The organism is Vreelandella zhuhanensis, from assembly GCF_009793355.1.
GTDB lineage: Bacteria > Pseudomonadota > Gammaproteobacteria > Pseudomonadales > Halomonadaceae > Vreelandella > Vreelandella zhuhanensis.
Genome location: NZ_WTKP01000007.1, coordinates 1 through 24,254 on the forward strand (window position 1 = coordinate 1; position 24,254 = coordinate 24,254).

Consider the following 24,254-nt stretch of genomic DNA (forward strand, 5'->3'; position numbering starts at 1 on the left):
ATCCCTTGCCGAACTCAGTCGTGAAACCGTTCCGCGCCGATGGTAGTGTGGGGTCTCCCCATGCGAGAGTAGGTCATCGTCAGGCACCTATTTGAAAAAAATCCCCCGGGGCCAAGTGCCCCGGGGGATTTTTTTTGTGCCCGGAAAACAGGCCCAACCTCTCGGCACGCAGGCAGGCCGAGAGGCGTTTGTAGTGCGGGCGGTAAACAATAACGCTGTATTACCAAAGTATAGAGGCGGGCGATTAAAAAACCGCCCTCTGGCTTTGGATTAGTCAAAAATCTCCAGAACCTTCATGCACAAAGTACCTCGAGTGCCTCCATCAGGCTATCCATTTCATCCTCTGTTCCAATAGTTATACGCAAGAAATCGCTAAGTTCAGGTGTATTAAAATGGCGTACCAGAATGCCTCGTTCACGAAGTCCGGCAAATAATTGAGCACCTTCCATCTCTGGATGTCGGGTGAGAACGAAGTTCGCTTTTGAAGGCAATACCTCAAACCCCAATGCTTCCAGACGTTGGCGTGTACGTTCCCTGGTCGTCATGACGCGTTCACGGCAAGCGGCAAAGTGCACGTCATCTTCAAGGGCTGCAATGCCTACAGCGCTTGCCAGGCTATCTACTGGATAGGAATTGAATGAATCCTTTACGCGCTGCAAGCCTTCGATCAATTCAGGTGAGCCGATGGCGTAGCCTAGGCGCAATCCTGCGAGACTGCGTGACTTGGAGAAGGTGCCCGTAACCAATAGGTTTGGATAGCGTGAAACCAGCGCTACTGCACTTTCTGCACCGAAATCCACGTAGGCTTCATCGACAAGTACCACATTGTCAGTGACTTGCTCGAGTAAGGCAGAGATGGCTTCAAGGGAATGAGCATGGCCTGTCGGTGCATTGGGATTGGCAAAAATAATACCACTGCGCTTGCTGTCGGCCGCAAGAGCCGAGAGATTGACTTCCCAGGAAGCAGTGAGTGGGTGTGCTCTCAGTTCGATTGCGTAAAGTTTGGCATAAACGGGATAGAAGCTGTAAGTAATCGATGGCACATCGACTGGCTTGCCATGGCGAAAAAAAGCCTGGAATGCAAAAGCCAGCACTTCATCCGATCCATTGCCAACAAAGACTTGGGCTGGTTCCACTGCATGCACCCGAGCCAGGGCTTGACGCAATGCTAACGATGTTGGGTCAGGGTACAGACGAAGATGATCGGCAGGGTAGTTGCGCAGCGCTGCTTCCACTCCGGGAGCCGGAGGGTATGGGTTCTCGTTAGTGTTCAATTTGACCACATGATCACGCGGCTGCTCGCCGGGAACATAAGGAGTAAGCGCCCAGAGTTCCGGGCTCCAAAGTTTGCTCATAAATTGTCCCGAGTGAAAAAGCTGATTGGTAGATATGGTCGCCTGAAGCTTATCCAAGCGCAAGCAGGCTAATATCGACAGGAGCGAATGAAACATGGAGGCTGTGCGTTGCACCTTGTAGCAGTTATGCTGTCCTAACTGTGAGTTACGTATCACGTAACGAATAATATTTAACACCATAAGGAGACACCCCTATGCAACTTCGGAGTCTGTTGGTCGGTTCGGCCATGTTAGCCCTGCTAGCTGGTTGTGCCACTGGCCCTACCGATCAGCCTGACACAGCAGTTGCCGAGTCGGCGCAAGTCAACTACCAAGGCACCTTGCCGTGTCGTAACTGCGATGGCATTGAGCTTGATGTTACCATGATGGGTGAGGAATACGGGGCCTTGGAAGAGCGTACCTTTACGCTGCAGGCGGATTATCGCAACCATCCTGAATCGCCTCCCGCTGAAAATTATGAAGGTAATTGGGAAGTCTTGACAGGGACTCCCTCTGATCCGGATGCCACTGTTTATGAGCTGACACCGGACGGAGATGGCCAGACCTATTACTTCCTGCGTATTGATGAGCAGACACTTGAGTTGATCGACCCCGAACGTCGACGCTTTCAGAACGGTGAAATGTTGCGATTGCAACGCCAGTAATTCACTCGTAATGCATGAATGAGGCGGCCTGAGTGCCGCCTTTTTTGTAGGTAATCTATTACCTGGGGCTGATGAGGAGGCGAGAATTCTGTGGTTAAAGCCAAAAGCGCCTTTGTCTGTACCGAGTGCGGCGCGGAATATCGAAAATGGCAAGGTCAATGCAATAGTTGCCGGGAGTGGAATACTTTAAGTGAGGTCCGCCTGGCGAGTGCGCGTCCAGGAGGAGGCGCCGCGAGCGCCTCAGGCCGAAATGGTTATGCGGGGGATCTCTCCCGGGAAGTGGTGGACCTGGGAAGTGTCGACCTCAGCGAAGTGCCAAGGCTTTCATCCACCTTTGAAGAGTTTGACCGCGTCTTGGGTGGGGGACTGGTGCCTGGTTCAGCGGTACTGCTAGGGGGTAACCCCGGGGCAGGCAAGTCTACGCTGTTGCTGCAAACGGCCTGTAAACTGGCGCAGCAGCGACGTGTTTTATATGTCACCGGGGAAGAATCTTTATCTCAAGTCGCGATGCGCGCGCAGCGTCTGCAATTGCCCACCCAAGGGCTTAAGATGCTGGCGGAAACCAGCGTGGAAACCATTCTGGCAGTGGCCGAGCGCGAACATCCCGAGATTCTGGTGATCGACTCTATCCAGACGATGCACCTGGAAGATATCAGTTCCGCTCCCGGTGGTGTGGCTCAGGTACGTGAGTCCGCCGCAGCCTTGACCCGCTTCGCCAAGCAGAGCAATACCGTGCTGCTGCTGGTCGGGCATGTGACCAAAGATGGCTCCCTGGCCGGTCCCAAGGTGCTTGAGCACATGATCGATGCGTCCTTGTTGCTGGAAGGAGGTGCGGATTCACGCTTTCGCACTCTGCGTGGCCAGAAGAATCGTTTTGGTGCGGTCAATGAGCTGGGCGTCTTTGCTATGCTTGAACAAGGGTTGAAAGAGGTCAAGAATCCCAGTGCCATCTTTCTTTCACGCAGCGAAGAACTGGCTTCCGGCAGCTTGGTAATGGTGGTCTGGGAGGGTACGCGCCCACTTCTGGTGGAGGTTCAGGCATTGCTGGACGACTCGGCATTGGGTAACCCACGCCGCGTTGCTGTTGGGCTGGACCATAATCGGCTGGCCATGCTGCTGGCGGTACTTCATCGCCATGGCGGCTTATTTACCGGCGACCAGGACGTCTTTCTCAATGTCGTAGGTGGCGTTAAGGTGCTGGAGACCAGTGCGGACCTGGCAGTATTGCTGGCAGTGGTTTCAAGCTTGCAGAACCGACCGCTTCCTCGTGAGCTGGTGGTGTTTGGCGAAGTCGGTCTATCGGGGGAGATTCGCCCAGTCCCCAGCGGCCAGGAGCGTATCACTGAGGCGGCCAAGCATGGTTTTCAACGTGCAATCGTGCCGCGAGGTAACGCACCCAAGCGACCGCCAGCGGGCATGGAAGTCATTGCCGTGGATAAATTAAGCGATGCCCTCGAAGCGCTTTAACCGCTTTGGGAGAGTTGCAGCCTCGCAGATATTTTATTAGTAAGCCAAGGAGAGACACCATGAGCACTATCCGCTTGACTCAGTATAGCCACGGCGCCGGTTGCGGCTGCAAGATAGCGCCTGACGTGCTCGATGGTATTCTGGCCAAAGCTGGCCCTGGCGCCTCGCATAAGCGCCTGATAGTGGGTAATCAAGGCCGTGAAGATGCGGCAGTCTATGACTTGGGTGATGGTCGTGGAATGATTGCCACGACGGATTTCTTTATGCCGATTGTCGATGATCCTTTTGATTTCGGTCGTATCGCTGCGACCAATGCCATTAGCGACGTCTACGCCATGGGCGGAACGCCGATCATGGCCTTAGGAATTCTAGGTTGGCCGATCGAAAAACTCGGGGCTGATATCGCAGGGGATGTCGTGGCGGGAGCGCAGTCCGTATGCAGCGAGCTGGGTGTGGCACTGGCTGGTGGCCATTCGATCGATGCTCCCGAGCCGATGTTTGGACTCGCGGTCAACGGTTTGGTGGATCTTGAGCACCTCAAGCTTAATAGCGGCGCCAAGGCGGGAGATCTTTTATTTCTGACCAAGCCACTGGGTGTCGGTATGCTGACCACGGCCGAAAAAAAGGGCCTGCTTGAACCTGGGCACCATGGCTTGGCGCGTGAAACCATGCTGAAACCCAACACCATTGGTGTTGAGCTTGCCAAAGTCAAAGGCGTCAATGCCATGACCGATGTGACGGGATTCGGCTTAGCGGGGCATTTGGCGGAAGTGTGCAAGGCCAGTCATGTTGCGGCGCAAATTGATTTTCGTCGCCTTCCCCGGCTTGCCGAAGCGGAGGCCTATCGCCGCCAAGGCGCAGTGCCCGGGGGCAGTTTGCGCAATCGCAATGCCTTGGGTAACGCCCTACCTGCCATGGATGAGACCCATTGGCAATGGCTGTGTGACCCCCAGACTTCCGGCGGTCTATTGGTCAGTGTGGATCCTGCTTGGGAGGACGATGTAGAGCGCATCGGCCGAAAATTCGGTCTTGAGTTGCAGCCGTTCGGCAAGATGGTCGCCCAGGAAGGTGAGGCATTGATAAAGGTACGCGGGTGAGTTTGCCATTGGTCGAGCCGGCACTTGAGTTGTTGCGGGAAGCACGTCCCTTGATTGACGTGAGGGCACCGGTGGAGTTTTCCCAAGGAAACTTACCGGGTGCCGTTAATTTACCCCTGATGGACGACGAGGAACGCCAACGTGTCGGCATCGAGTATAAACAGCGAGGCCAGCAGGCGGCGCTTGTTCTAGGCGAGCGGTTGGTCAGCGGGCAGCTCAAGGAAGCCCGTGTTGAAGCATGGAAAGCTTATGTAAAAGCGCATCCGGATGCGGTCATCTATTGCTTTCGCGGTGGGCTACGCTCACAGGTGGCCCAGCAATGGTTACAGGATGCCGGAGTGACGCGTCCGCGCATTCGGGGCGGTTGGAAAGCGATGCGTCAAGCTCTGTGTGCCCGTATTGATGCCGCGGCAGAACAGCCGATGTTAATAGTGGGAGGGCTTACCGGCTGCGCCAAGACCGTCTTGATCGAGCGTCTCGCCAATAGTCTGGACCTGGAGGCCTTCGCACGTCACAAAGGTTCGGCGTTTGGTCGTCACCCCTTTTCTCCCCCCTCCCAGATCGATTTCGAACATGCCATGGCCCGGCGATTACTGTCGCTACCCGGCCCCCTCGTGCTTGAAGACGAATCCCGTCAGATTGGCACTGCCAATGTACCCCTGACGTTCTGGCGGGCCATGCAGCAAGCGCCGCGTGTGCGCGTGGAAATGCCGCTGGATTGGCGGTTGGCGCAGATTCATCGGGACTATATCGATGAGCTTTGGGACATCTATGCCGGCCAATACGGGCCTTGGCTGGGTTGGACATTGATGCGCAAGCACTTGATAACGGCATTGGGACGCTTGAAAAAGCGTCTCGGCAGCGCACGCTTGGCACGCTTGCAGCGCCTTCAACAACTGGCCTTCCGTGAGCATGAACGAGGTAACCGTCAAGCGCATGAAGCCTGGCTTGCACCACTCCTCACGGAATATTACGACCCCATGTATCGCTATCAGCTGAATAAACACGAGGATGCGCCCCCCGTGGTGCATGTTGGCGATTGGGACAGCTGTCTGGCGGTGGCGCGCGAGTGGAGTGCTGCCAGACAGTAGGTTGCGTTTACTCAGCTCGCGCGTAGCCATTGGCTGAGTAAACGGTCCAGCAAGGGTGCGAGCTGGTCGAAGCGCCTAGGCTCGGCGAGAATCTCTTGAGGCGTTTGTACAAAAGCACTCGTATCACTGCCTTCCGGAAAAGAAAGGTGGGTAATACGCTCGCGAATACTGAGCTGGGTGATTTCCAGATGACATAACAAGCCGACCACGCGCCCTGCATCCCAGCTAAATCCCTGCACTGGTGCTGCTTCGCTACCCCCTAGGGGAAGTGCATTGTCAGGTAGACTGAAGACATAACGATGCCACATGAAGGCTTGAAAACGCTCAGGTAGATCGAAAGGACTTTCATCAGCCAACTCGACCGTATGCCAGCCCGTTTCTGCATAAGTGCCGGGAGCCACCACAGCGCCCAACGCGCGGGCAATCCAATGGGCGCCCAAGCCGATACCCAACAAGGGTTTTTGCCCATCCAGATAACGATTGATAAGTTTATCTTCCGCCTTAAACCATGTGGGTGGATGGCTGAGGAGCTCCTCCGGCCCATCGAGAACGATCAGCGCGTCGCACTCGCCTGGGCGGGGTGTCAATTCTCCCGCATAGAGATGAAATACGGTGTAACTATGCCCCATACTGGTTAGCCAGTCGGTTAAACGGGCGGGGCCATGGTCAGGGCCGTGCTGTAGTAGATGAATATGCATGGTAATCTCCTCGCCGGCCGTATACTCATTTAAGCATTGGGGATCACCCAACCGCCTGTATTGACGATAACGTACCGACTACTTTTCACCAAAATTTCGTATAAGAAGCTTCAGGAATTCAGCATGGTTTCCAAACCCCAAGGATTTTATCAGCGGCTGCAAGAGCTCCCATTGCCAGCCCAGCAAGCCTTTATGGCGGCGCTATGCGAGCGTTTGCTGCCCAATTACGCCCTGTATGAGCAAACCACGGGGCAGGGCGATGGTCATACGCTGCAAGCCGTGCTGAGTTTGGTTTGGGAGCGGCTGAATGTACCTAATGCCAGCATCGACTTTGCCCGCCAAGCGGAAAAGCTAGCCGAATGCGAGCCGCCCGAAGGGGATGATAGTTTTGGCGCTCGACGTGCTCTGGATGCCGTGGTATCTGTTTCGGCACTGCTGGACACGCTACAAGGCGAATCTCCAGAGGCCGTGCTGGATGTTAGCCGTACATCACGTGCGGGCGTACGCGCGTTTATAGAGCTCACCGAAGGCGAGGTCGATGCTCAGGCGTTGGCGTTGATTATTCGGGATCATCCGTTGATGGCCGACGAGAACGACTTCCAGGACGCCGTATTGGAAGTCGTAAGCGAACCGTTGGATAAAGCGGTATTAAAAGAAGCACGCGAGCTAGGACGCAATGGCGGAATCAGTAATCTGGGACTTTCACTGGATTAATTGTTGAGTCTCAGAGCCGCATCTCGATGCCGCGTTCGGCCATGTAGCGTTTGGCTTCGGGAATAGTGTACTCACCGAAGTGGAAGATACTCGCGGCGAGCACCGCATCCGCGCCGCCTTTGGTAACGCCTTCGACCAAGTGATCCAGGTTGCCCACCCCGCCGGAAGCAATCACCGGTACCGTCACCGCTTCACTGATGGCATGCGTGACACCAAGATCAAACCCCATCTTGGTGCCGTCACGATCCATGCTGGTCAACAATAGTTCACCGGCACCGTATTCGACCATCTTCTTGGCCCATTCCACGGCATCCAAGCCGGTCGGGCGACGGCCGCCATGGGTGAAGATTTCCCAGCGTGGGGGTTCCCCTTCAAGGGAAACACGCTTGGCGTCGATAGCCACGACAATGCATTGACTACCGAAGCGATCAGCGGCCTCGCGCACGAATTCGGGGTTATTCACCGCTGCGGTATTGATCGAGACCTTGTCGGCACCGGCGTTGAGCATGGTACGAATATCGTCACAGCTGCGAATGCCACCGCCTACAGTAAGAGGAATAAACACTTCCCCGGCAATGCGTTCGACCATTTCCACCGTGGTATCGCGGTCTTCATGGCTGGCGGTAATGTCGAGGAAGGTGATCTCATCGGCCCCTTGCTGATTGTAGCGCTGGGCGATTTCCACCGGGTCACCGGCATCGCGGATACCGATGAAATTGACACCCTTGACCACGCGACCAGCATCGACGTCCAGGCAGGGAATGATACGTTTGGCCAGGCTCATGAAACGCCCCCTGATTGGGTAAGTTGATCGCTTAGGCGCTGGGCTTCGGCCACGTCCAGCGTACCTTCGTAGATCGCTCGCCCGGTAATGGCGCCGAGAATTCCATCCTTGGCCACGGCGCTCAGCGCGCGGATGTCATCAAGATTGGTCACTCCGCCGGAGGCGATTACCGGCAATCCTCCCATTCGAGCAAGCTCGGCGGTCGCTTCGACGTTGACACCGCCCATCATGCCGTCGCGAGCGATATCGGTGTAGACGATGCTGGAGACACCGTCATCGGCGAAACGCTTGGCAAGCTCCGTGGCCTTGACCGTGGAGACCTCGGCCCAGCCGTCGGTGGCCACAAAACCATCCTTGGCATCCAGACCTACGATGACATGGCCGGGGAAGGCGCGACACATTTCGCCGACGAATGCCGGCTCCTTGACGGCCTTGGTGCCGATAATGACGTAGGAAACGCCGGCATTAAGGTAATGCTCGATAGTGGCGGCGGTGCGAATGCCGCCACCGATCTGGATGGGCAAGTCCGGGTAGGCGCGGGCAATGGCGGTCACCGCCTCGCCGTTGACCGGCTTGCCTTCAAAGGCGCCGTTGAGATCGACCAGATGCAGGCGTCGAGCACCAGCTTCCACCCAGCGAGCCGCCATCGCGACCGGATCATCGCCGTAGGCGGTAGCGTCTTCCATACGGCCTTGCTTGAGCCGGACGCACTGGCCGTCCTTGAGATCAATCGCGGGAATAACCAACATGAATAAATCCTCTCGGGTGCCCAATGGGTCTAGCGCCGTTCAGGGCGCCCAGTTGACAAAGTTTTCCAGCAATTTCAGGCCGGCGCGGGAGCTTTTTTCGGGGTGGAATTGCACGGCGAAGGTCGCTTCATGGCCAATCGCCACATGAGCACTGACCTTACCGTACCCCGTGGTTCCGAAAATCTTGGTTTCGTCGGTCAGGTCGGCATAGTAACTGTGCACGAAATAAAAGTGCTCCTGGGAATCGATCCCTTCCCATAGTGGGTGGGGCTGGTTCTGGTGAACCAGATTCCACCCCATGTGCGGTACCTTCAGGCGTTGCCCGAGGTCATCGCGCATATCGGTGGGAAAACGTCTGACCTCACCCGCGTAAAAGCCCAGGCAGGGAATGCCGCCATTCTCTTCGCTATGCTCCAGCAACATTTGCTGACCCACGCAAATGCCCAGCAACGGCTTGGCTTGACGCTTTAGAATATCTTCCACCAACCCGCGTAGTTCCGTGCGCTCCAATTCTCCGATACAGTCACGCATGGCGCCCTGGCCGGGCAGCACCAGACGGGTGGCGCCTAGAATACAGCGTGGGTCGCGGGTAATGATGACATTTTCATGAGTAACATGCTCAAGCGCCTTGGCGACGGAATGCAGGTTGCCCATTCCATAATCGATCACGGCAATGGTCATATGGCGCTCCTGATTGATAGTGTGGCGGCTGACATTACAGACTCCCCTTGGTGGAAGGCATTTGCCCCGCCATACGCGCATCCGGTGCAACTGCCATGCGTAGCGCCCGCCCGAATGCCTTGAAGATGGTTTCGGCCTGATGATGGGCATTGAAGCCTTTCAGGTTGTCGATATGCAGCGTGACGCGCGCATGATTGACGAAACCTTGAAAGAACTCCCAGAACAGTTGAGTGTCCAGACGTCCGATCGTGGCACGTGTGAAATCGACGTTCATGTATAGGCCGGGGCGGCCGGAAAAGTCGATAACCACTCGGGAAAGCGCTTCGTCGAGCGGCACGTAGGCATGGCCATAGCGGTAAATGCCGCGCTTGTCGCCGATGGCTTCGGCAAAGGCCTGCCCCAAGGTGATGCCCAGATCTTCCACGGTATGGTGATCATCGATATGCAGATCTCCCATGGCGTGGATATCCAGGTCGATCAGGCCGTGGCGTGCCACCTGGTCGAGCATGTGATCCAGAAAGGGAACACCGGTTTCACAATTCAAGCGGCCTTCTCCGTCAAGGTTGACGGTGACGGTGATCCGGGTTTCCTGGGTATCACGGCTTACCGTGGCGATACGCTCTGACATGTTACATCTCCTGCGCCGAAGCGCCTTCAAGGGGTCGGCCAGCGTACCGTAGTGTAGGTGCCGGCCGGGCGAGCAAGGTGAAGTCTATCGGCAAAGCGGACATTATAGTGAATCGGCCTGCCCATCCGCTACAATGCAGCGAGTGAGTCCGCCCCCGCCAGCGACAAAAATGGCAGCAAAGCTGCTTTTGGCCAAGAGGAATGCACCATGCCGGTGACGCTTCAGTATGTCGACCAGATGAGCTGGGAGGCTGATGCCCAGATTCGACTGGATATTGTCCGAATCTATCGTGATGCACCGCCGGACCGGATGGCGTGTCATGTTGAATCCTTCATTGAACGCCATTTGAAGGACGGTCATTGCTTCGCCTGCGCGCATTTCAATGACCGGCTTCTAGGTGCCGTGGCTATTACCGCTGAAGCCGACGCTTTATGGCTGACGGACCTCTGTGTCCGCAAGATTACGCGACGAAGAGGCGTGGGTTCGCGCCTGATGGCCCTCTTGGCTGAGCAGGCGGCGAGTGAAGGCAAGGTGTTGCGTATTGCCACCCACTCCTTGCCCTTGGCGGACCGGGTGCTACTTTCCAGGTTGGGCTATCGGCCTATTCCTCGTATTTCAGACCTCAATGCGGCCGAGCAAGAGTCGGGCCAACCGATTGCTAGTGATTATGTCGAGCTGGATCCACAAGGAAAAGGGTAAAAGGTTAATGAAGCGATTATTGAGAATCTTGCTGGCGGCAGTGGGAATGCTAGCCATTGTAGCCGTTGGTGCAGTGGTTTACGTTACGACATTTTTAGACCCTGAAGATTTCAAACCACGGCTCACCGCGGTGGTGCAAGAACATACCGGGTTGGAACTGGCGTTGGAAGGACCGCTTTCCTGGTCGTTTTATCCGCGCATCGGGGTCAGTGTAGAAAATGCCCAGGCATGGTTGCCCGAACAGGAGAATGACGAAGAGGCTTTTGCAGCGATTAATCGTGCTGAGGTGAGCCTGGCTTTTGCCCCCTTGTTACGCGGGGAAATCGCAGTGGATGGCCTGACCCTTGAAGGGTTGCGCCTGAATCTGGAGCGTGACGCCGAAGGTGAAGGTAACTGGGAGCCCTTGATCGAACGGCTTGCTGAGAGTGAAGAAGACGCTGAAACCGTGCTTGCTCCCGCGAGTGCCGGTCCCAATACAGATGCCGGTAACCTGACAGTGGTACTCAATATTGCCAGTGTCGAAGTCAGAAAGGCAGATATTCGCTTTCGCGATGAGATGACGAATAGACTTCTGCATTTTCAACAGGTGAATATTTCCGGAAGCAACGTCAATCCAGTGCGGGCGTTTCCTCTGAAAGCCATGTTCACTTTGACGTCGCACAACCGGCTGGATGCCGAAAAGCTTGAGCGTAGCCCAGACCTTACAACTGAAGTAAACCTGGAAACGCGTCTCAAGCTGGCACTTGACGAGCGGCGCTACGTGCTGGAGAACACTACCCTGACTACGCGCTCACGACGCCAGGAAGAGAGCGAAGTCCAACAGGTTGATTTTCGGGCCGCAGAGATTGTGGCCAACTTGTCCTCACAGCAGCTCAGCGTTCGTGAGGGCAACATCGAAGCGAGCTTGCGCCATCCTGAAAATTGGCAGGGAGCGCTGACGCTTTCCCTGGCTTATGGTTTGGAAGGGGATTGGCAGGCAGAGACCGCGCGGCTCAAGAACCTCCAATTGACCGGCCCCGACGGTTTGCGTCTGAGTGGTCATCTCAACCTGGAAGAAGTGCGCCAAGCCCCGCGTTATCACGGCCAGCTCAACATGGCACCCTTTAATCTGCGTCCATGGTTAAAGCGTGCGGGTATCGAGCTGAAAACCGCCAACGAAGCAGCGCTGTCTGATGTGGCATTGACGAGTCCCATCGAAGGTGACATGCAACAACTAGCCTTCAGCGGACTTTCCTTGGTAGTGGATAACGGGACGTATATCGGCCGTTTAGAGGTAGGTCTAGAAGGCGAACGTCTGGCCTTCGATTTGGAAGGCGATGAGTTGAACCTGGACAGTTACCTGCCACCTACCAATGATAACTCCCAGGCCAGCCGTGTGGTGGGTGTGTCGACAGCCCACGCCAATACTCCTTCCAACCCCTCCGAGTTATTGCCGCAGCGTTGGCTGTCCGGGTTGACCTTGGAAGGGGCGCTTTCCATCGACCAGTTGATGTTGGGTGGGCTGGACTTTGCCCAGACCGAACTGGCCATGGACGGTGAGCCGGGGCTGCATCGATTGAGTGCATTCAATGCTGATTTTTACGGTGGTCAGTTGAGCGCTACCGGGCGTCTGGATAGCCGAGAGACTATTTTGCAGTGGGCATTGCAGCCCAACGTTTCAAGAGTACAGGTGGACGCCTTGCTTGAAGCCCTCAGTGAAGGGGCTTCTCCTATACGGGGTCGTGTAGAACTGGAAGGGGACCTTACCTCAAGGGGCAATACCCGCGATTCACTGGTGCGCCATTTAAACGGCACGATTGATGCCCGGCTTAGCGACGGTGCGATACTCGATATCAACGTCTCGCAGGAATTATGCGAGCTCGTGGCTCAGCTTGAAGGCGAAGGCACCGCTCGTGAATGGCATAGCGACACGCGTTTTGAACGTTTTGATGCCACTTTCGATGTGAGCAACGGCTTGATACAAAGTAAAGACCTGTCGATTGCCTTGCCGGGGATTCAAGTACAGGGAGAAGGAGAGTTCGATCTCAATAGCCTGCGTTTCGATGCCCGTGCCAATACCCGTATTGTGGATACCGCTGATGCCGCTTGCCGTGTCAGCCCTCAGCTTGAACGTCTCACGTTACCCGTGCGCTGTGAAGGGCATGTCAATGAAGCGCGCGATCAATGGTGCAGGTTTGATCGAAATGCCTTTCAAGACTCGCTGACGGAGCTTCTACGTGCTGAGGCCGGTGAGCGGATCAATGAGGAGGTTGAAGGACGTATGGACGACGCGCTTGAGCGCTTGGACGAGAACTTGGGTGAAGGAGCCGCTGAAGAAATTCGTGACGGTTTACGGCGCTTGTTTAACTGAATAACTGAAACAAAGTGAGCATCTGAAAAAGTGAGCGCCTGAAAAATAAGGTTCGTGCCGGCTTGAAGGCCGGCGCTTTTTTATTGCCGTGGGTTTTCGAGAGTGGCGCCATAACGCGAGGAGACAACATGGCTCAGGAACCGGCGCCAATCATGGCGCCTGCTACATTTCAGCAACGGTTGCTGCACTGGTTCGAACAATACGGCAGGCATGACCTACCTTGGCAACAACCACGCACAGCCTACCGGGTCTGGGTGTCGGAAATCATGCTGCAGCAAACCCAGGTCACCACCGTGATTGGCTATTTCGAACGTTTCATGGCGCGCTTTCCCACCTTGGAGATGTTAGCGAAGGCCGATCAGGACGAAGTGCTGCACCTATGGACGGGGCTGGGTTATTACGCACGCGCGCGTAATTTGCATCGGGCGGCACGCATTGTTGTTGCGCAACATGACGGTGAGATGCCCCTGGAAAGCGTCGAGACATTGACAGCTCTCCCAGGTATAGGTCGATCAACTGCCGGTGCGATTATTGCTCAGAGTGCCGGGCGGCGTGCGGTGATTCTGGATGGCAATGTCAAACGTTCGCTTAGCCGGCTACATGCGGTGGAGGGCTGGCCGGGCAAACCTGCGGTGGAGCGCCGGTTATGGGCGTTGGCGGACTACTATACCCCCCAAAGCCGAGTTGCCGATTACACCCAGGCGATGATGGATTTCGGGGCCACCCTGTGCCGGCGTAGCCAGCCTGAGTGCGGGCGTTGCCCTTTTCAGCAAGAGTGCCTCGCCTATGCTCGCCATGAAACCCATCGTTTTCCGGTTTCCAAACCTAAGAAGGCATTGCCGGTACGCCAGACTCTGATGTTGGTGTTACAGGATGCCAGGGGCCGCATATGGCTGGAGCAGAGGCCGCCTGCGGGATTATGGGGAGGACTCTGGAGCTTGCCTCAGTTCGAGGAGGAATCCCAGCTGTGGGACTGGCTTTTACAGCACACGATCAATCCGTCGCTCGGCTCCGCGGAGCCAATGTTTACCCATACCTTCAGTCATTTCCGTCTGGAAATTACCCCGCGACCGGCGGAGTGCGATACGCTGAATGAAGTAAGAGAAGGCGGTGTCTGGTACGACCTGGAACGACCGCCGGAACTAGGGTTGGCGGCACCGGTAAAAGCGCTGCTTGAGCGCCAGCTACCGTTTGCCCTTAACCTATTGCCGGGCCATGCCTGAGACGTCGCGCCGCATAAACAGCAAGGAGAGATTCATGAGCCAAACGGTATTTTGCCGTAAGTATCAACAAGATTTGGAAGCATTGCCGTTTCCGCCCTTACCGGGCAAGAAAGGTCAGGAGATCCAAGCCACCGTCTCCAAGAAGGCTTGGGATGAATGGCAGGCCTTGCAGACACGCCTGATCAATGAAAAGCATCTCAACATGCTTGAGCCCGAAGCGCGAGCCTATCTGATGGAACAGATGGAGCGGTTTCTTGATAATCAAGAAACCGATCAGGCGGAGGGTTACGTCCCGCGCGAGAAATGAACGGAACGCAGGACAGGAGTAAAGTTGCACAAAAGTGTTGACGAAGAACCGGATTTTTAGTTTAATACGCACCGTTGGCAGCGGCCAGATAGCTCAGTCGGTAGAGCAGGGGATTGAAAATCCCCGTGTCGGCGGTTCGATTCCGTCTCTGGCCACCACACTGCTGGGGTATCGCCAAGTGGTAAGGCACCGCTTTTTGGTAGCGGCATTCCCAGGTTCGAATCCTGGTACCCCAGCCATCGTCAACACAGAATTTAGAGTTGGAACTGTGTGACGTTCTGGCTTTGTAAAGCGCAAAAGCCGACATAGCTCAGTTGGTAGAGCAACTGACTTGTAATCAGTAGGTCCCGGGTTCGACTCCTGGTGTCGGCACCAAGAAAAAATCTGATAACTCAATGAGTTACAGAAGAAAAAATAACCGCCCTTGATGGCGGTTTTTTTGTGTCTGTCTACAAAGTGTCTACACATTGATTGAAGGCAGCATTCCAAGCATGGCCGGACGGAATAAATATTACTTTCTCCGCTCGTTTGGTTAGAACATCTTTAGCTGAAATTCCTCGTTCCTGGCGCATCTCATAACGTGAGTTAATGTTTTTTAGGCGAAAGCTCCCTAGCGTAGTAGCTGAGTCACAGAAGACTCTACGCATCTCCATTAGCTGTTGCTGAGTTCATGCAGCTACATTGCCTGTCGATGAAATTCGTTGAGCCCAGGCTTTTTGGATGCTTGATGAAAACAGGACAACGTAAGGTAAAGCGTCAGAGAGAAAGTGTCGTAGGCCTTGCGTGGCATTGTTTTTAGAAACAACTAATTGGCGGATGTATGACAAACCGACAAGGAGTTGAGCAAGATGCCATTGCCAAAGACATCATTGAAATTTTCCACCCAGAAACAGTACACGGAAACGTCCGATTTGCCGGCTTGGCAGAACACCGACGTGCGCTCGCCGGACCCTTATCCCACGCGGCTTTCTCGCCCGCCTGAATCGCTCTGGTTAAAGCGTCGCGAAAAGGTGGTCAAGGGGCGTGATCTTCCCGGTCCCTTCACTCAGGCGCAGCTGGATGAGTTTGAAGAGAAAGGCTTTCTATTTTTGCCCAATTTCGTCAGTGGGAAAGAGCTTGAAGGCCTGCGTGAAGAGTTACGGTATTTAATGCGCCATGAGGATTACCCGGGGCGTGATTTCAGTGTTACCGAGCCGCAAGGCAAGGAAATTCGCTCCCTGTTTGCGGTACATTTTCTCTCGGAGCGGTTGAGCCAGTTGGCGCGTGACAAGCGTTTGACGGATAGAGTGGAGCAGATACTCGGCGGCGAGGCGTATGTGCATCAGTCCCGGATCAACTACAAGCCGGGGTTTGCGGGTAAAGGATTTAGCTGGCATTCGGACTTTGAAACCTGGCACGCCGAAGATGGCATGCCGGCCATGCATGCGGTAAGTGCTTCCCTGATTCTTACCGATAACCATCACTTCAACGGCCCTTTGATGCTGGTTCCTGGCTCGCACAAGGTATTCGTGCCATGCCTGGGCGAAACGCCGCAAGACAACTTCCGTAATTCCCTCAAAAATCAGCAAGCCGGGGTGCCAAGCAATGAAGCGCTTGCCCAGCTGATTGAGGCAGGAGGGGGAATCGATGCGGCGACGGGAGACGCGGGCGGATTGTTATTGTTTGATTGCAACATCCTGCATGCTTCCAATGCCAATATGTCCCCGGACCCGCGGAGTAATGCATTCTTTGTTTACAACCGGCTGGATAACCGCTGTCAGAAACCCTTTGCCGCTAATCAACCGCGGCCACGCTTTCTGGCGCATGAACCGGGCGAGAGCTGGCGCGCCTGATACATCGGTGGTGTCGAATTACCTGCCGGGCTGTGGAACCTTGTCTCAGGTGGGGTAGACTGTTGCGTCCGTCGTCATGAGCGCGGCCGTATAATGATAAGGAGGCTACCCACCATGGACTTTGTTCCACAGTTTACCGATGGCCAGGTGTTCCCCCACGCCTTGGGCAAAATCGTCTGCGTGGGTCGCAATTACTCCGACCACGCCAAGGAATTGAACAATCCGATACCCACCGAGCCGCTTTTGTTCATCAAGCCGTCAACCAGTGCGGTGGATCTAACGGAAACGCTGGACCCACCGTTTGCACGCGGGAGCGTGCATTACGAAGTTGAGTTGGCGCTGTTGATAGGCGAAACATTGACCCAGGCCAGTAGTGACGAAGCCGAGCGAGCGATTGTCGGGATTGGCTTGGCCCTCGACCTTACCTTGCGGGACAAGCAGAGCCAGTTGAAGGAAAAGGGACATCCCTGGGAAGTCGCCAAAGGATTTGACGGTGCCTGCCCGCTGTCTGCCTTCTTGCCGCTGTCGCGGGTGCCCAACTGGAATGCCTTGGCCTTCAGCTTGGAAATCAATGGCGAAGAACGCCAGCACGGGGAAGGCTCGGACATGCTGTTTTCAGTGCCGATACTGGTGGCCGAAATGAGCCGCCACTTCACCCTGCAGCCCGGTGATGTCATTCTCACCGGCACCCCGGCGGGTGTCGGTGAGTTGCCGCGGGGTGCCGAGTTGCGTCTATCCTTGACCGGAGGACTTGACGTGGCCACAAGAGTGATCGAATAAGGCGTTTCACTCCAGGTAGGTGTAACCCTCGAGGCTCTCACCCAAGTCGGCGAGCAGGCGAGCCTGCTCGGTGTCAGGCAACCGGCTTGCAGCGAGCTGTTGGGCAAGCTTGGCCTTGAGTGCTTCGGCATCGAAATTCACGTAGGCCAAGACATCGGCCACGGTATCCCCAGCCAAGGGGTTGGAGAGTACCCAGTCGCCATTATTATCAAGGGCGGCATCAATGGAATCGGTATCGCCGAAGAGGTTATGCAGGTCGCCGAGAATTTCCTGGTAAGCCCCGACCAGAAAAAATCCGAGCAAGCGCTCGTCAGCGTTTTTCCATTCGGGTAGCGGAAGGGTGCTTTCCACCCCTTGGCCATCGACGTAGCTATCGATTCTCCCGTCGGAATCACAGGTGATGTCCTGAATCACCGCGCGCCGGGTGGGCTCCTTATCCAGCCCGGTCAACGGTAGTACCGGAAATATCTGTTCGATTCCCCACACATCGGGCACCGACTGAAACAGTGAGAAGTTGACGAATAGCTTGTCGGCGAGCTTTTCGGCGAGCTCGTCGGCAATTTCACGATGGGCACGGTTACGCGTATCGAGTTTGGCGCGCAGTCGCACACAGGCGGCGAGGTAGACGCCTTCGCCTTCGGCGCGAGCGGAAATATCGCTCAGGCCCATCACGAAGCGTTCCTGTAGCTCACTGACGGTTTGCAGCAGGTCGTGCCAGGCTTCCGCCAGGACGCGAGGTTCCTGATCGTCGGCCAGACGCTCGTAAACTTGCCACAGCTCGGCGACGTGAATATCGTCGGCCAGGCGCTTTTCAGGCGGAGACTCGGCAATGCGCTCTTCACCGATAACATTGGTGATCAACACCGCATGATGGGCCGTCAAGGCCCGGCCGGACTCGCTGATCAAATGGGGATGCGGCAGATTTTCTTCGCGGCACAGCTGGGCAAAAGCGGTCACCACATTTCGCGCATATTCCCGCATCGAATAGTTGGCTGAACAAAAGCTGCGCGAACGCGTGCCTTCGTAGTCGATACCCAAGCCACCCCCTACGTCGACGCTGTCGATGGGTGCGCCCAAGGCGAGCAGGTTCTGATAGAAACGCGCGCATTCGCGCAGGCCGCGTTGGATATCGCGGATATTGGCAATCTGCGACCCCAGATGAAAATGCACCAACTGCAGGCTACCCAAGGCATCCTGTTCGCGTAGGGTTTCCACCACCTTGAGAATCTGGGCGGCGGTAAGGCCGAACTTGGATTTCTCGCCGCCGGTATTCTGCCATTTACCCTTGCCAACCGAGGCCAGGCGTGCCCGCAGTCCGATACGCGGCGTGACGCCCAGGCGTTGCCCTTCTTCCAGGATCATCTCCAGTTCGGAGAGCTTTTCCACGACCAGATATACCCGGTGGCCGAGCTTTTCCCCCAGCAAGGCCAGGCGGATATATTCGCGATCCTTGTAACCGTTGCACACGATCAAGGAGGAGCCTTCGCTGGAAAGTGCCAATACCGCCAGCAACTCCGGCTTACTACCCGCCTCCAGACCGACTCGGCCCTTACCGCGCTCGGTAGTGGCCAGAATTTCTTCCACCACCCGGCGCTGCTGGTTGACCTTGATCGGATAGACGGCGGTATAACCTCCCTGATAGTCGGTATCCGCCATGGCGCTATCGAAGGCCGCACAGAGTTGCTCGACACGGTCATGCAGGATATCGCTGAAGCGCACCAGAACCGGCAAGCGCAAGCCGGCGGCCTTGAGCTGTTTCACCAAGGCGGCCAATGGCAATGCTGGGCCTTGGATGTCGCTACCCAGGGGCCGCACCAGGGCATCGCCCTGGTCGTTGACATCGAAATAGCCGCTGCCCCATTGGTCGATATTCCAGGTGCGGCGGGCGCGTTGTGCAGGGCCGGAAGCGGATGCCATGAAACTCATGAAGGTGCCTCGGGAAGGGGAAGGGCGCCGTGGGCCAGGCGCGTCTTCAGGATGGTGCGAAAGCGCTCGGGGTCGTGGGGGGTCAGATCATGCGCCGGAGGATCGACGTACACCACCAGCAGCCGCGAAAGCCAGTAACGCAATGCCGTCATGCGCAGCATCACCGGCCACACTGCCCGCTCATCCGCGTTCAGCGGCCGACGTGCCTGATAAGCCTGTAAGATGGCATCGTGGCGTTCCTCATTCAGGTGTCCATCGTCCTGGGTCGCCCAGTCATTGATGACAATGGCCAGATCGAACAGGAGGTCGCCGGTACAGCCATTATAAAAATCGATGATGCCGCCGAGTTTGTCGCCTTCGAACAGGGTGTTATCCCGGAATAGATCGCCGTGCAGCGCGCCCTGGGGCAGCACCGGATGCTCGATAAAAGCGCTCTCGAAGGCGTCGACCTCATCTTTCATCAGGTTCTGGTCGTCCGGGCTCAAGTAGATCAGCACCTTATGATGCATGGCACGCATCCAGTGCAAGTCGCGAGGGTTCGGGCGATGGCCGGGAAAATGCTGAGAGATGACATGCATGCGTCCCAGCGTATCGCCCAGTGCCTGACATTGGTTCAGGTTGGGTGCCTCAGGATGACGCCCCGGAAGCCGCGGGAACAGTAGCGCTGGTTTTCCGGCCAGGCTATGCAAGGCAATGCCTTCACGGTCATGGATGGTGCCGGGAACCGGCAGCCGGTGCTCGTCGAGGTAGTCGAGCAGGTCCACGAAAAATGGCAGTTCCTCGTGCTCGCCCTGTTCGAACAGGGTAAGCACCAGTTCACGACGGTCAGTGGTGACAAAAAACGTGGAATTTTCCGTACCGCCGGCCACGCCTTTAAGCGTTGTCAGAGTGCCGACGTCGAAGCTTTCCAGAAACGCTGCGACCTGTGCGTCGCCAAGCGGAGTGAATACAGCCATGAGAATCTCGCCCAGGTTGCTAAGCCGGCTATTGTAGCGGCTAGCTCCTTGAGTTGGCAGCACTGTGTTGCATCTCGATGCAGGGATTCAGATGACGGTTGACGCTGCAGGCTGTGACATCAGCGCGTATCATGAGCGCATTATTCTCCCTGTATTGACGGATCTTGTTTATGGCCAGCGTCCCTATCGTTCTTGTTGATGGCTCATCCTATCTATACCGCGCCTTTCATGCCTTGCCACCGCTGATGACCTCCGACGGCCAGCCGACCGGTGCTGTCAAAGGTGTGCTCAATATGCTCAAGCGCTTGATCAAGGACTACCCGAACAGTCCCATGGCCGTGGTGTTCGATGCTCCCGGCAAGACATTCCGCGATGATCTCTATGCCGACTACAAGGCACACCGTCCACCGATGCCGGATGACCTGCGTAGCCAAGTTGAGCCCCTGCATGCCTGCGTCAAGGCACTGGGCTTGCCGCTTTTATGTATCGAAGGGGTCGAGGCCGACGACGTTATCGGGACTCTTGCCCACCAAGCCACCCAGGCCGGGCGCGAGGCGGTGATCTCCACCGGTGACAAGGACATGGCACAGTTGGTCAATGAGCATATTACCTTGGTCAACACCATGAAGAACGAAACATTGGACGTGGCCGGAGTAAAGGAAAAATTCGGCCTGCCGCCAGAGCTGATCATCGATTACCTGGCCTTGATGGGGGATAAGGTCGACAACATTCCCGGCGTGCCCGGTGTGGGGGGGAAGACGGCGCTGGGTTTGTTGCAGGGTATCGGCGGCGGGCTGGAAGCCATCTACGCCGACCTGGAAAAGGTCAAGACGTTGGACTTTCGAGGTGCCAAGACCCTTCCCAAGAAGCTCGAGGCCCATCGCGACCAGGCATTCCTGTCGTATCAGCTTGCTACCATCAAGACCGATTGCGACTTGCCGGTGGGGCTGGATGATCTTGACATTGCGCACCCGGATCGGGAAGCACTGATGAAGCGTTACCGCGAGCTGGAATTCAAGGCCTGGCTTGGCGAGTTGCTGGAAGGCAAGGATGAAGGCGTGGATGATGTGGCGGGCGGCAAGCCGGTGCCGGGGGTAGCCAAGGAGGGGGGTAGCGCAACGCCCAATGCTGGCACGAGTTCCACGTCCAGTCAGCGCCTCGATCAGGTGATCGTGACTCAGCGCAAATTGGATACCTGGCTTGCGCGTCTGGAGGCCGCGGATAGCTTCTGCTTCGATTTGGAAACTACCAGCCTCAATTACATGGAAGCGGAAATTGTCGGGGTGGGGCTGGCGCTTGAAGCCGGTGAGGCAGCTTATATTCCGCTGGCGCATGATTACCTGGACGTGCCCACCCAGCTTGATCGCCAGGCGGTGCTAGCCGCGCTCAAACCGTTATGGGAAAGTCCCGCCAGAACCAAGATCGGTCAAAACCTCAAGTACGACATTTCGGTGTTGGCCAATTACGCCATTGACGTGGTCGGGCCATTCGCCGATACCATGCTGGCCTCTTACGTGCTCAATTCCACCGCCACGCGACATGACATGGATTCTCTCGCCCTGCAGTATCTGGGCGAAAAGACCACCACATTCGAAGAGGTTGCCGGCAAGGGTGCCAAGCAGCTCACCTTCAATCAGGTCGCTCTGGAACAGGCGGTGCCTTATGCCTGCGAGGATGTGGATATCACCCTGCGGCTTCAGCACGAATTGCGTCCCCGCCTGGAAGCGCAAGGGCGCCTTGCGCAGGTGCTCGATGATCTGGAGTTGCCGTTGATCAAGGTACTCTCGCGTATCGAGCGCAACGGGGTGGCCCTGGATACCGAGCGCTTGCATGAGCAGAGCCTGCAGTTGACCGAACGTATTCGTGAGCTGGAACTCAAGGCCCATGAGTTGGCAGGGCGTGAATTCAACCTGGGCTCGCCCAAGCAGTTGGCCCAGATCCTGTTTGAGGAACTGAAAATTCCCGCCAACAAGAAAACCCCCAAGGGAGCGCCTTCCACGGCCGAAGCGGTACTCGAAGAGCTGGCGCTGGATTACCCTCTGCCCAAGGTGATCATGGAGCATCGCGGCTTGGCCAAGCTGAAATCGACCTATACCGATAAGCTGCCGCGTTTGATCAACAAGGCCACCGGCCGGGTGCATACCAGCTATCACCAGGCGATCACCGCGACAGGGCGTTTGTCGTCCTCGGACCCTAATCTGCAGAACATACCCATTCGCAGCGAAGAGGGTCGCAAGATTCGTCAGGCCTTCGTGGCGCGCCCCGGCTACCAGATAGTGGCCGCGGATTATTCTCAGATAGAGCTGCGCATCATGGCGCATCTTTCCGAAGACAAGGGGTTGCTCGATGCCTTTGCCGAGGGGCGCGATATTCACAGCGCAACCGCCGCGGAAGTGTTCGGTGTGGCACTGGACAAGGTCAGCGGTGACCAGCGCCGCAGCGCCAAGGCCATCAATTTCGGGCTGATCTATGGCATGAGTGCCTGGGGGTTATCGCGTCAGTTACACATCGAGCGCAACCAGGCCCAGACCTACATTGACCGCTATTTCGACCGTTATCCCGGTGTGGCGCGCTACATGGACCGGATTCGAGCTCAGGCGGCAGCGGATGGTTTCGTGGAAACCGTGTCCGGCCGCCGCCTGTATCTGCCGGAAATTCACGCCCAGAACCGTAATCGTCGCCTAGGTGCCGAACGTATGGCGATTAACGCTCCCATGCAAGGCACCGCTGCGGATATCATCAAGCGCGCCATGATCGACATTCATGCCTGGCTCGCAAAAGAAAACATTCAAGCCCTGATGGTCATGCAGGTTCACGATGAGCTGGTGTTTGAAGTGGCTGATGCTCAAGTCGCGGACTTTATCGACGAAGTCAAAACACGCATGCAGCACGCCGCTCAGCTAAGCGTTCCCCTGCTGGTGGAAGCGCAAAGTGGCGCCAACTGGGATGAGGCGCACTAGGGCTGTCTCAAAAGGGCCTGTTTCTCAAGCGCGCTTGTTCCAAACAAAAGGCCCGCAGATTGCTCTGCGGGCCTTTTGACGAACCGGTAAGGTCTAGCGCTTAGCGCCAGCCGACACGGTCGAAAATACGCACGGCTTCAGGATTGTTTTCACCCAGGATGCTGATATTCAGCTCATCTCGCTTGAAGTCGCCCCAGGATTCCAGTACCTCAGCTTTTTCCACGCCTTCTACGACCGGGAATTCATTGTTGCCGGCAGCGAAGATTTCCTGAGCGTCGTCGGATGCCAGAAACTCCAGGAAGCGAACAGCATTGTCATGATGCGGTGCATCTTTCACTACACCGGCACCGCCAACGTTAATGTGAGTGCCGCGGCCATCCTGGTTGGGGAAGATGATGCCGACTTTCTCAGCAGCTTCACGGTCAGCCTCGTTGTCGGGTTCCAGCAGGCGTACGTAATAGTAGTGGTTGGCAACCGCCAGGTCGCACTCGCCGCTGGCCACGCCACGAATCTGGTCCGTGTCGCCACCTTGCGGCTGGCGAGCCATGTTGTCGACCACGCCTTGCGCCCATTCTTGGGCACCTTCTTCACCATGGTGCGCGATCATGGAGGCGAGGAGCGACTGATTGTAGATATTGTTTGAGGAACGAATGCAGACCTGGCCTTCGAATTTGGGATCGGCGAGATCTTCGTAGCGAGTGATTTCGCTGGGATCGATGGCATCGCGGTTATAGAAGATAACGCGAGCGCGCTGGCTGAAACCAAACCATTTGCCTTCCGGGTGACGCATGGCTTCAGGCAGACGCTCGTTGAGAACCTCGGATTCGATGCCTTCGAAAATGCCTTCCTGTTCGGCGCGCCACAAGCGGCCAGCATCCACGGTCATCATCACATCAGCGGGGCTAGCCGCGCCTTCGCGCAGAATACGTTCGATAAGTTGGTCGGAATCGCCTTCGAGAATGTTGACCTCGATGCCAGTTTCTTCGGTGAACGCATCATACAATGCTTGATCAGAGTCGTAGTGGCGCGCGGAGTAGAGGTTCACTTCCTCGGCGGATGCATTGGTGGCAAAAGCAGCGCCGGTGAGCAGGGCGGCGAACGGCAGGACGAGACGAGAGTGCGTGAACATTGTAAGCCTCTTGGTTGTGGGTATTGAATGTTGAATGATAATACGTTGCATTCGATTTTGCTATTGAAGCGCTTTGTCTCCTATCTTGTCAACTATGTCCTGCGCACGAAAATGATATGAGTCAGTTTTCGCTCAGCTAATAAGCGGGGACCCCTAAAAGCGCTCTGTGTTGTGTAAATGTAAA

Annotated in this window: 21 protein-coding genes, 3 tRNA genes and 1 rRNA gene; 16 read left to right on the forward strand and 9 right to left on the reverse strand. The window is 56.3% G+C overall.

Going from position 1 to position 24,254, the window contains the following annotated elements:
• Positions 1 to 85, forward strand: a 5S ribosomal RNA gene (rrf, locus tag GPM19_RS15740); the annotation flags it as partial.
• A 208-nt stretch (positions 86 to 293) separates the two neighbouring features.
• Here the strand turns inward: rrf and hisC are convergent.
• On the reverse strand, positions 294 to 1,355 hold the full coding sequence (gene hisC, locus GPM19_RS10480) for a histidinol-phosphate transaminase (protein ID WP_160419185.1): 1,062 nt from the start codon (positions 1,353 to 1,355) through the stop codon (positions 294 to 296).
• Positions 1,356 to 1,549: 194 nt separating this feature from the next.
• Between hisC and GPM19_RS10485 the strand changes: the two genes are divergently transcribed.
• From GPM19_RS10485 to mnmH, 4 genes are all read left to right on the forward strand, one after another.
• Positions 1,550 to 1,999, forward strand: coding sequence for a copper resistance protein NlpE N-terminal domain-containing protein (locus tag GPM19_RS10485; protein ID WP_160418998.1), 450 nt, complete (start codon positions 1,550 to 1,552; stop codon positions 1,997 to 1,999).
• Positions 2,000 to 2,089: 90 nt separating this feature from the next.
• Positions 2,090 to 3,466: a DNA repair protein RadA gene (gene radA, locus GPM19_RS10490; RefSeq protein ID WP_160418999.1), complete on the forward strand. Its 1,377-nt coding sequence runs from the start codon at positions 2,090 to 2,092 to the stop codon at positions 3,464 to 3,466.
• A gap of 59 nt (positions 3,467 to 3,525) precedes the next feature.
• Positions 3,526 to 4,563: a selenide, water dikinase SelD gene (gene selD / locus GPM19_RS10495; protein ID WP_160419000.1), complete on the forward strand. Its 1,038-nt coding sequence runs from the start codon at positions 3,526 to 3,528 to the stop codon at positions 4,561 to 4,563.
• Positions 4,560 to 5,654 carry a tRNA 2-selenouridine(34) synthase MnmH gene (gene mnmH, locus GPM19_RS10500; RefSeq protein ID WP_160419001.1) on the forward strand — a complete coding sequence of 365 codons (1,095 nt, stop codon included), beginning with the start codon at positions 4,560 to 4,562 and terminating at the stop codon, positions 5,652 to 5,654. The genes selD and mnmH overlap by 4 nt, the downstream gene beginning before the upstream one ends.
• 11 nt (positions 5,655 to 5,665) lie before the next feature.
• Here mnmH and GPM19_RS10505 read toward each other — a convergent pair whose 3' ends face one another.
• Complete coding sequence (locus GPM19_RS10505; protein WP_160419002.1) at positions 5,666 to 6,352, reverse strand: type 1 glutamine amidotransferase; 687 nt, start codon at positions 6,350 to 6,352, stop codon at positions 5,666 to 5,668.
• Positions 6,353 to 6,475: 123 nt separating this feature from the next.
• Here GPM19_RS10505 and GPM19_RS10510 point away from each other — a divergent pair, with 123 nt between their 5' ends.
• Positions 6,476 to 7,066: a YjaG family protein gene (locus GPM19_RS10510; protein WP_160419003.1), complete on the forward strand. Its 591-nt coding sequence runs from the start codon at positions 6,476 to 6,478 to the stop codon at positions 7,064 to 7,066.
• 10 nt (positions 7,067 to 7,076) lie between these two features.
• Here the strand turns inward: GPM19_RS10510 and hisF are convergent, their stop codons facing one another.
• The 4 genes from hisF to hisB are packed head-to-tail and all read right to left on the reverse strand — an operon-like array spanning position 7,077 to position 9,908.
• Positions 7,077 to 7,850, reverse strand: a complete 774-nt coding sequence (hisF, locus tag GPM19_RS10515) for an imidazole glycerol phosphate synthase subunit HisF (RefSeq protein ID WP_160419004.1) — start codon at positions 7,848 to 7,850, stop codon at positions 7,077 to 7,079.
• Complete coding sequence (gene hisA / locus GPM19_RS10520; protein WP_160419005.1) at positions 7,847 to 8,599, reverse strand: 1-(5-phosphoribosyl)-5-[(5-phosphoribosylamino)methylideneamino]imidazole-4-carboxamide isomerase; 753 nt, start codon at positions 8,597 to 8,599, stop codon at positions 7,847 to 7,849. The genes hisF and hisA overlap by 4 nt, the downstream gene beginning before the upstream one ends.
• Positions 8,600 to 8,638: 39 nt before the next feature.
• Positions 8,639 to 9,280 carry an imidazole glycerol phosphate synthase subunit HisH gene (gene hisH / locus GPM19_RS10525; protein WP_160419006.1) on the reverse strand — a complete coding sequence of 214 codons (642 nt, stop codon included), beginning with the start codon at positions 9,278 to 9,280 and terminating at the stop codon, positions 8,639 to 8,641.
• Between the two features lie 34 nt (positions 9,281 to 9,314).
• A complete protein-coding gene (gene hisB / locus GPM19_RS10530) occupies positions 9,315 to 9,908 on the reverse strand; it encodes an imidazoleglycerol-phosphate dehydratase HisB (RefSeq protein WP_160419007.1) in 594 nt (197 codons plus the stop codon).
• A 207-nt stretch (positions 9,909 to 10,115) separates the two neighbouring features.
• Between hisB and GPM19_RS10535 the strand changes: the two genes are divergently transcribed.
• The 9 genes from GPM19_RS10535 (at position 10,116) to GPM19_RS10575 (ending at position 17,099) form a co-directional block, all read left to right on the forward strand.
• A complete protein-coding gene (locus GPM19_RS10535; RefSeq protein WP_160419008.1) occupies positions 10,116 to 10,607 on the forward strand; it encodes an acetyl-CoA sensor PanZ family protein in 492 nt (163 codons plus the stop codon).
• A 7-nt stretch (positions 10,608 to 10,614) separates the two neighbouring features.
• Positions 10,615 to 12,957 carry an AsmA family protein gene (locus GPM19_RS10540; RefSeq protein ID WP_160419009.1) on the forward strand — a complete coding sequence of 781 codons (2,343 nt, stop codon included), beginning with the start codon at positions 10,615 to 10,617 and terminating at the stop codon, positions 12,955 to 12,957.
• Between the two features lie 128 nt (positions 12,958 to 13,085).
• A complete protein-coding gene (gene mutY, locus GPM19_RS10545) occupies positions 13,086 to 14,180 on the forward strand; it encodes an A/G-specific adenine glycosylase (RefSeq protein ID WP_160419010.1) in 1,095 nt (364 codons plus the stop codon).
• Between the two features lie 34 nt (positions 14,181 to 14,214).
• A complete protein-coding gene (locus GPM19_RS10550) occupies positions 14,215 to 14,487 on the forward strand; it encodes an oxidative damage protection protein (RefSeq protein WP_160419011.1) in 273 nt (90 codons plus the stop codon).
• Between the two features lie 82 nt (positions 14,488 to 14,569).
• Positions 14,570 to 14,645 (forward strand) — tRNA-Phe (locus tag GPM19_RS10555).
• 6 nt (positions 14,646 to 14,651) lie between these two features.
• Positions 14,652 to 14,726, forward strand: a tRNA-Gln gene (locus GPM19_RS10560).
• A gap of 60 nt (positions 14,727 to 14,786) precedes the next feature.
• Positions 14,787 to 14,862 (forward strand) — tRNA-Thr (locus GPM19_RS10565).
• A 473-nt stretch (positions 14,863 to 15,335) separates the two neighbouring features.
• Positions 15,336 to 16,319 (forward strand): ectoine hydroxylase, encoded by a 984-nt coding sequence (gene thpD / locus GPM19_RS10570; protein ID WP_160419012.1) that lies wholly within the window; start codon positions 15,336 to 15,338, stop codon positions 16,317 to 16,319.
• A 114-nt stretch (positions 16,320 to 16,433) separates the two neighbouring features.
• Complete coding sequence (locus GPM19_RS10575) at positions 16,434 to 17,099, forward strand: fumarylacetoacetate hydrolase family protein (protein WP_160419013.1); 666 nt, start codon at positions 16,434 to 16,436, stop codon at positions 17,097 to 17,099.
• A gap of 6 nt (positions 17,100 to 17,105) precedes the next feature.
• Here GPM19_RS10575 and speA read toward each other — a convergent pair whose 3' ends face one another.
• Both speA and GPM19_RS10585 read right to left on the reverse strand, forming a co-directional pair.
• Positions 17,106 to 19,025 carry a biosynthetic arginine decarboxylase gene (speA, locus tag GPM19_RS10580; protein WP_160419014.1) on the reverse strand — a complete coding sequence of 640 codons (1,920 nt, stop codon included), beginning with the start codon at positions 19,023 to 19,025 and terminating at the stop codon, positions 17,106 to 17,108.
• The gene (locus GPM19_RS10585; RefSeq protein ID WP_160419015.1) at positions 19,022 to 19,981 is read right to left on the reverse strand and encodes a homoserine kinase; all 960 of its coding nucleotides are present in this window, start codon (positions 19,979 to 19,981) and stop codon (positions 19,022 to 19,024) included. The genes speA and GPM19_RS10585 overlap by 4 nt, the downstream gene beginning before the upstream one ends.
• Positions 19,982 to 20,151: 170 nt before the next feature.
• Here GPM19_RS10585 and polA point away from each other — a divergent pair, with 170 nt between their 5' ends.
• Positions 20,152 to 22,941, forward strand: coding sequence for a DNA polymerase I (gene polA, locus GPM19_RS10590; protein WP_160419016.1), 2,790 nt, complete (start codon positions 20,152 to 20,154; stop codon positions 22,939 to 22,941).
• A 100-nt stretch (positions 22,942 to 23,041) separates the two neighbouring features.
• Here the strand turns inward: polA and GPM19_RS10595 are convergent, their stop codons facing one another.
• Positions 23,042 to 24,070, reverse strand: a complete 1,029-nt coding sequence (locus GPM19_RS10595; RefSeq protein ID WP_160419017.1) for a Fe(3+) ABC transporter substrate-binding protein — start codon at positions 24,068 to 24,070, stop codon at positions 23,042 to 23,044.
• Positions 24,071 to 24,254 lie beyond the last annotated feature (184 nt).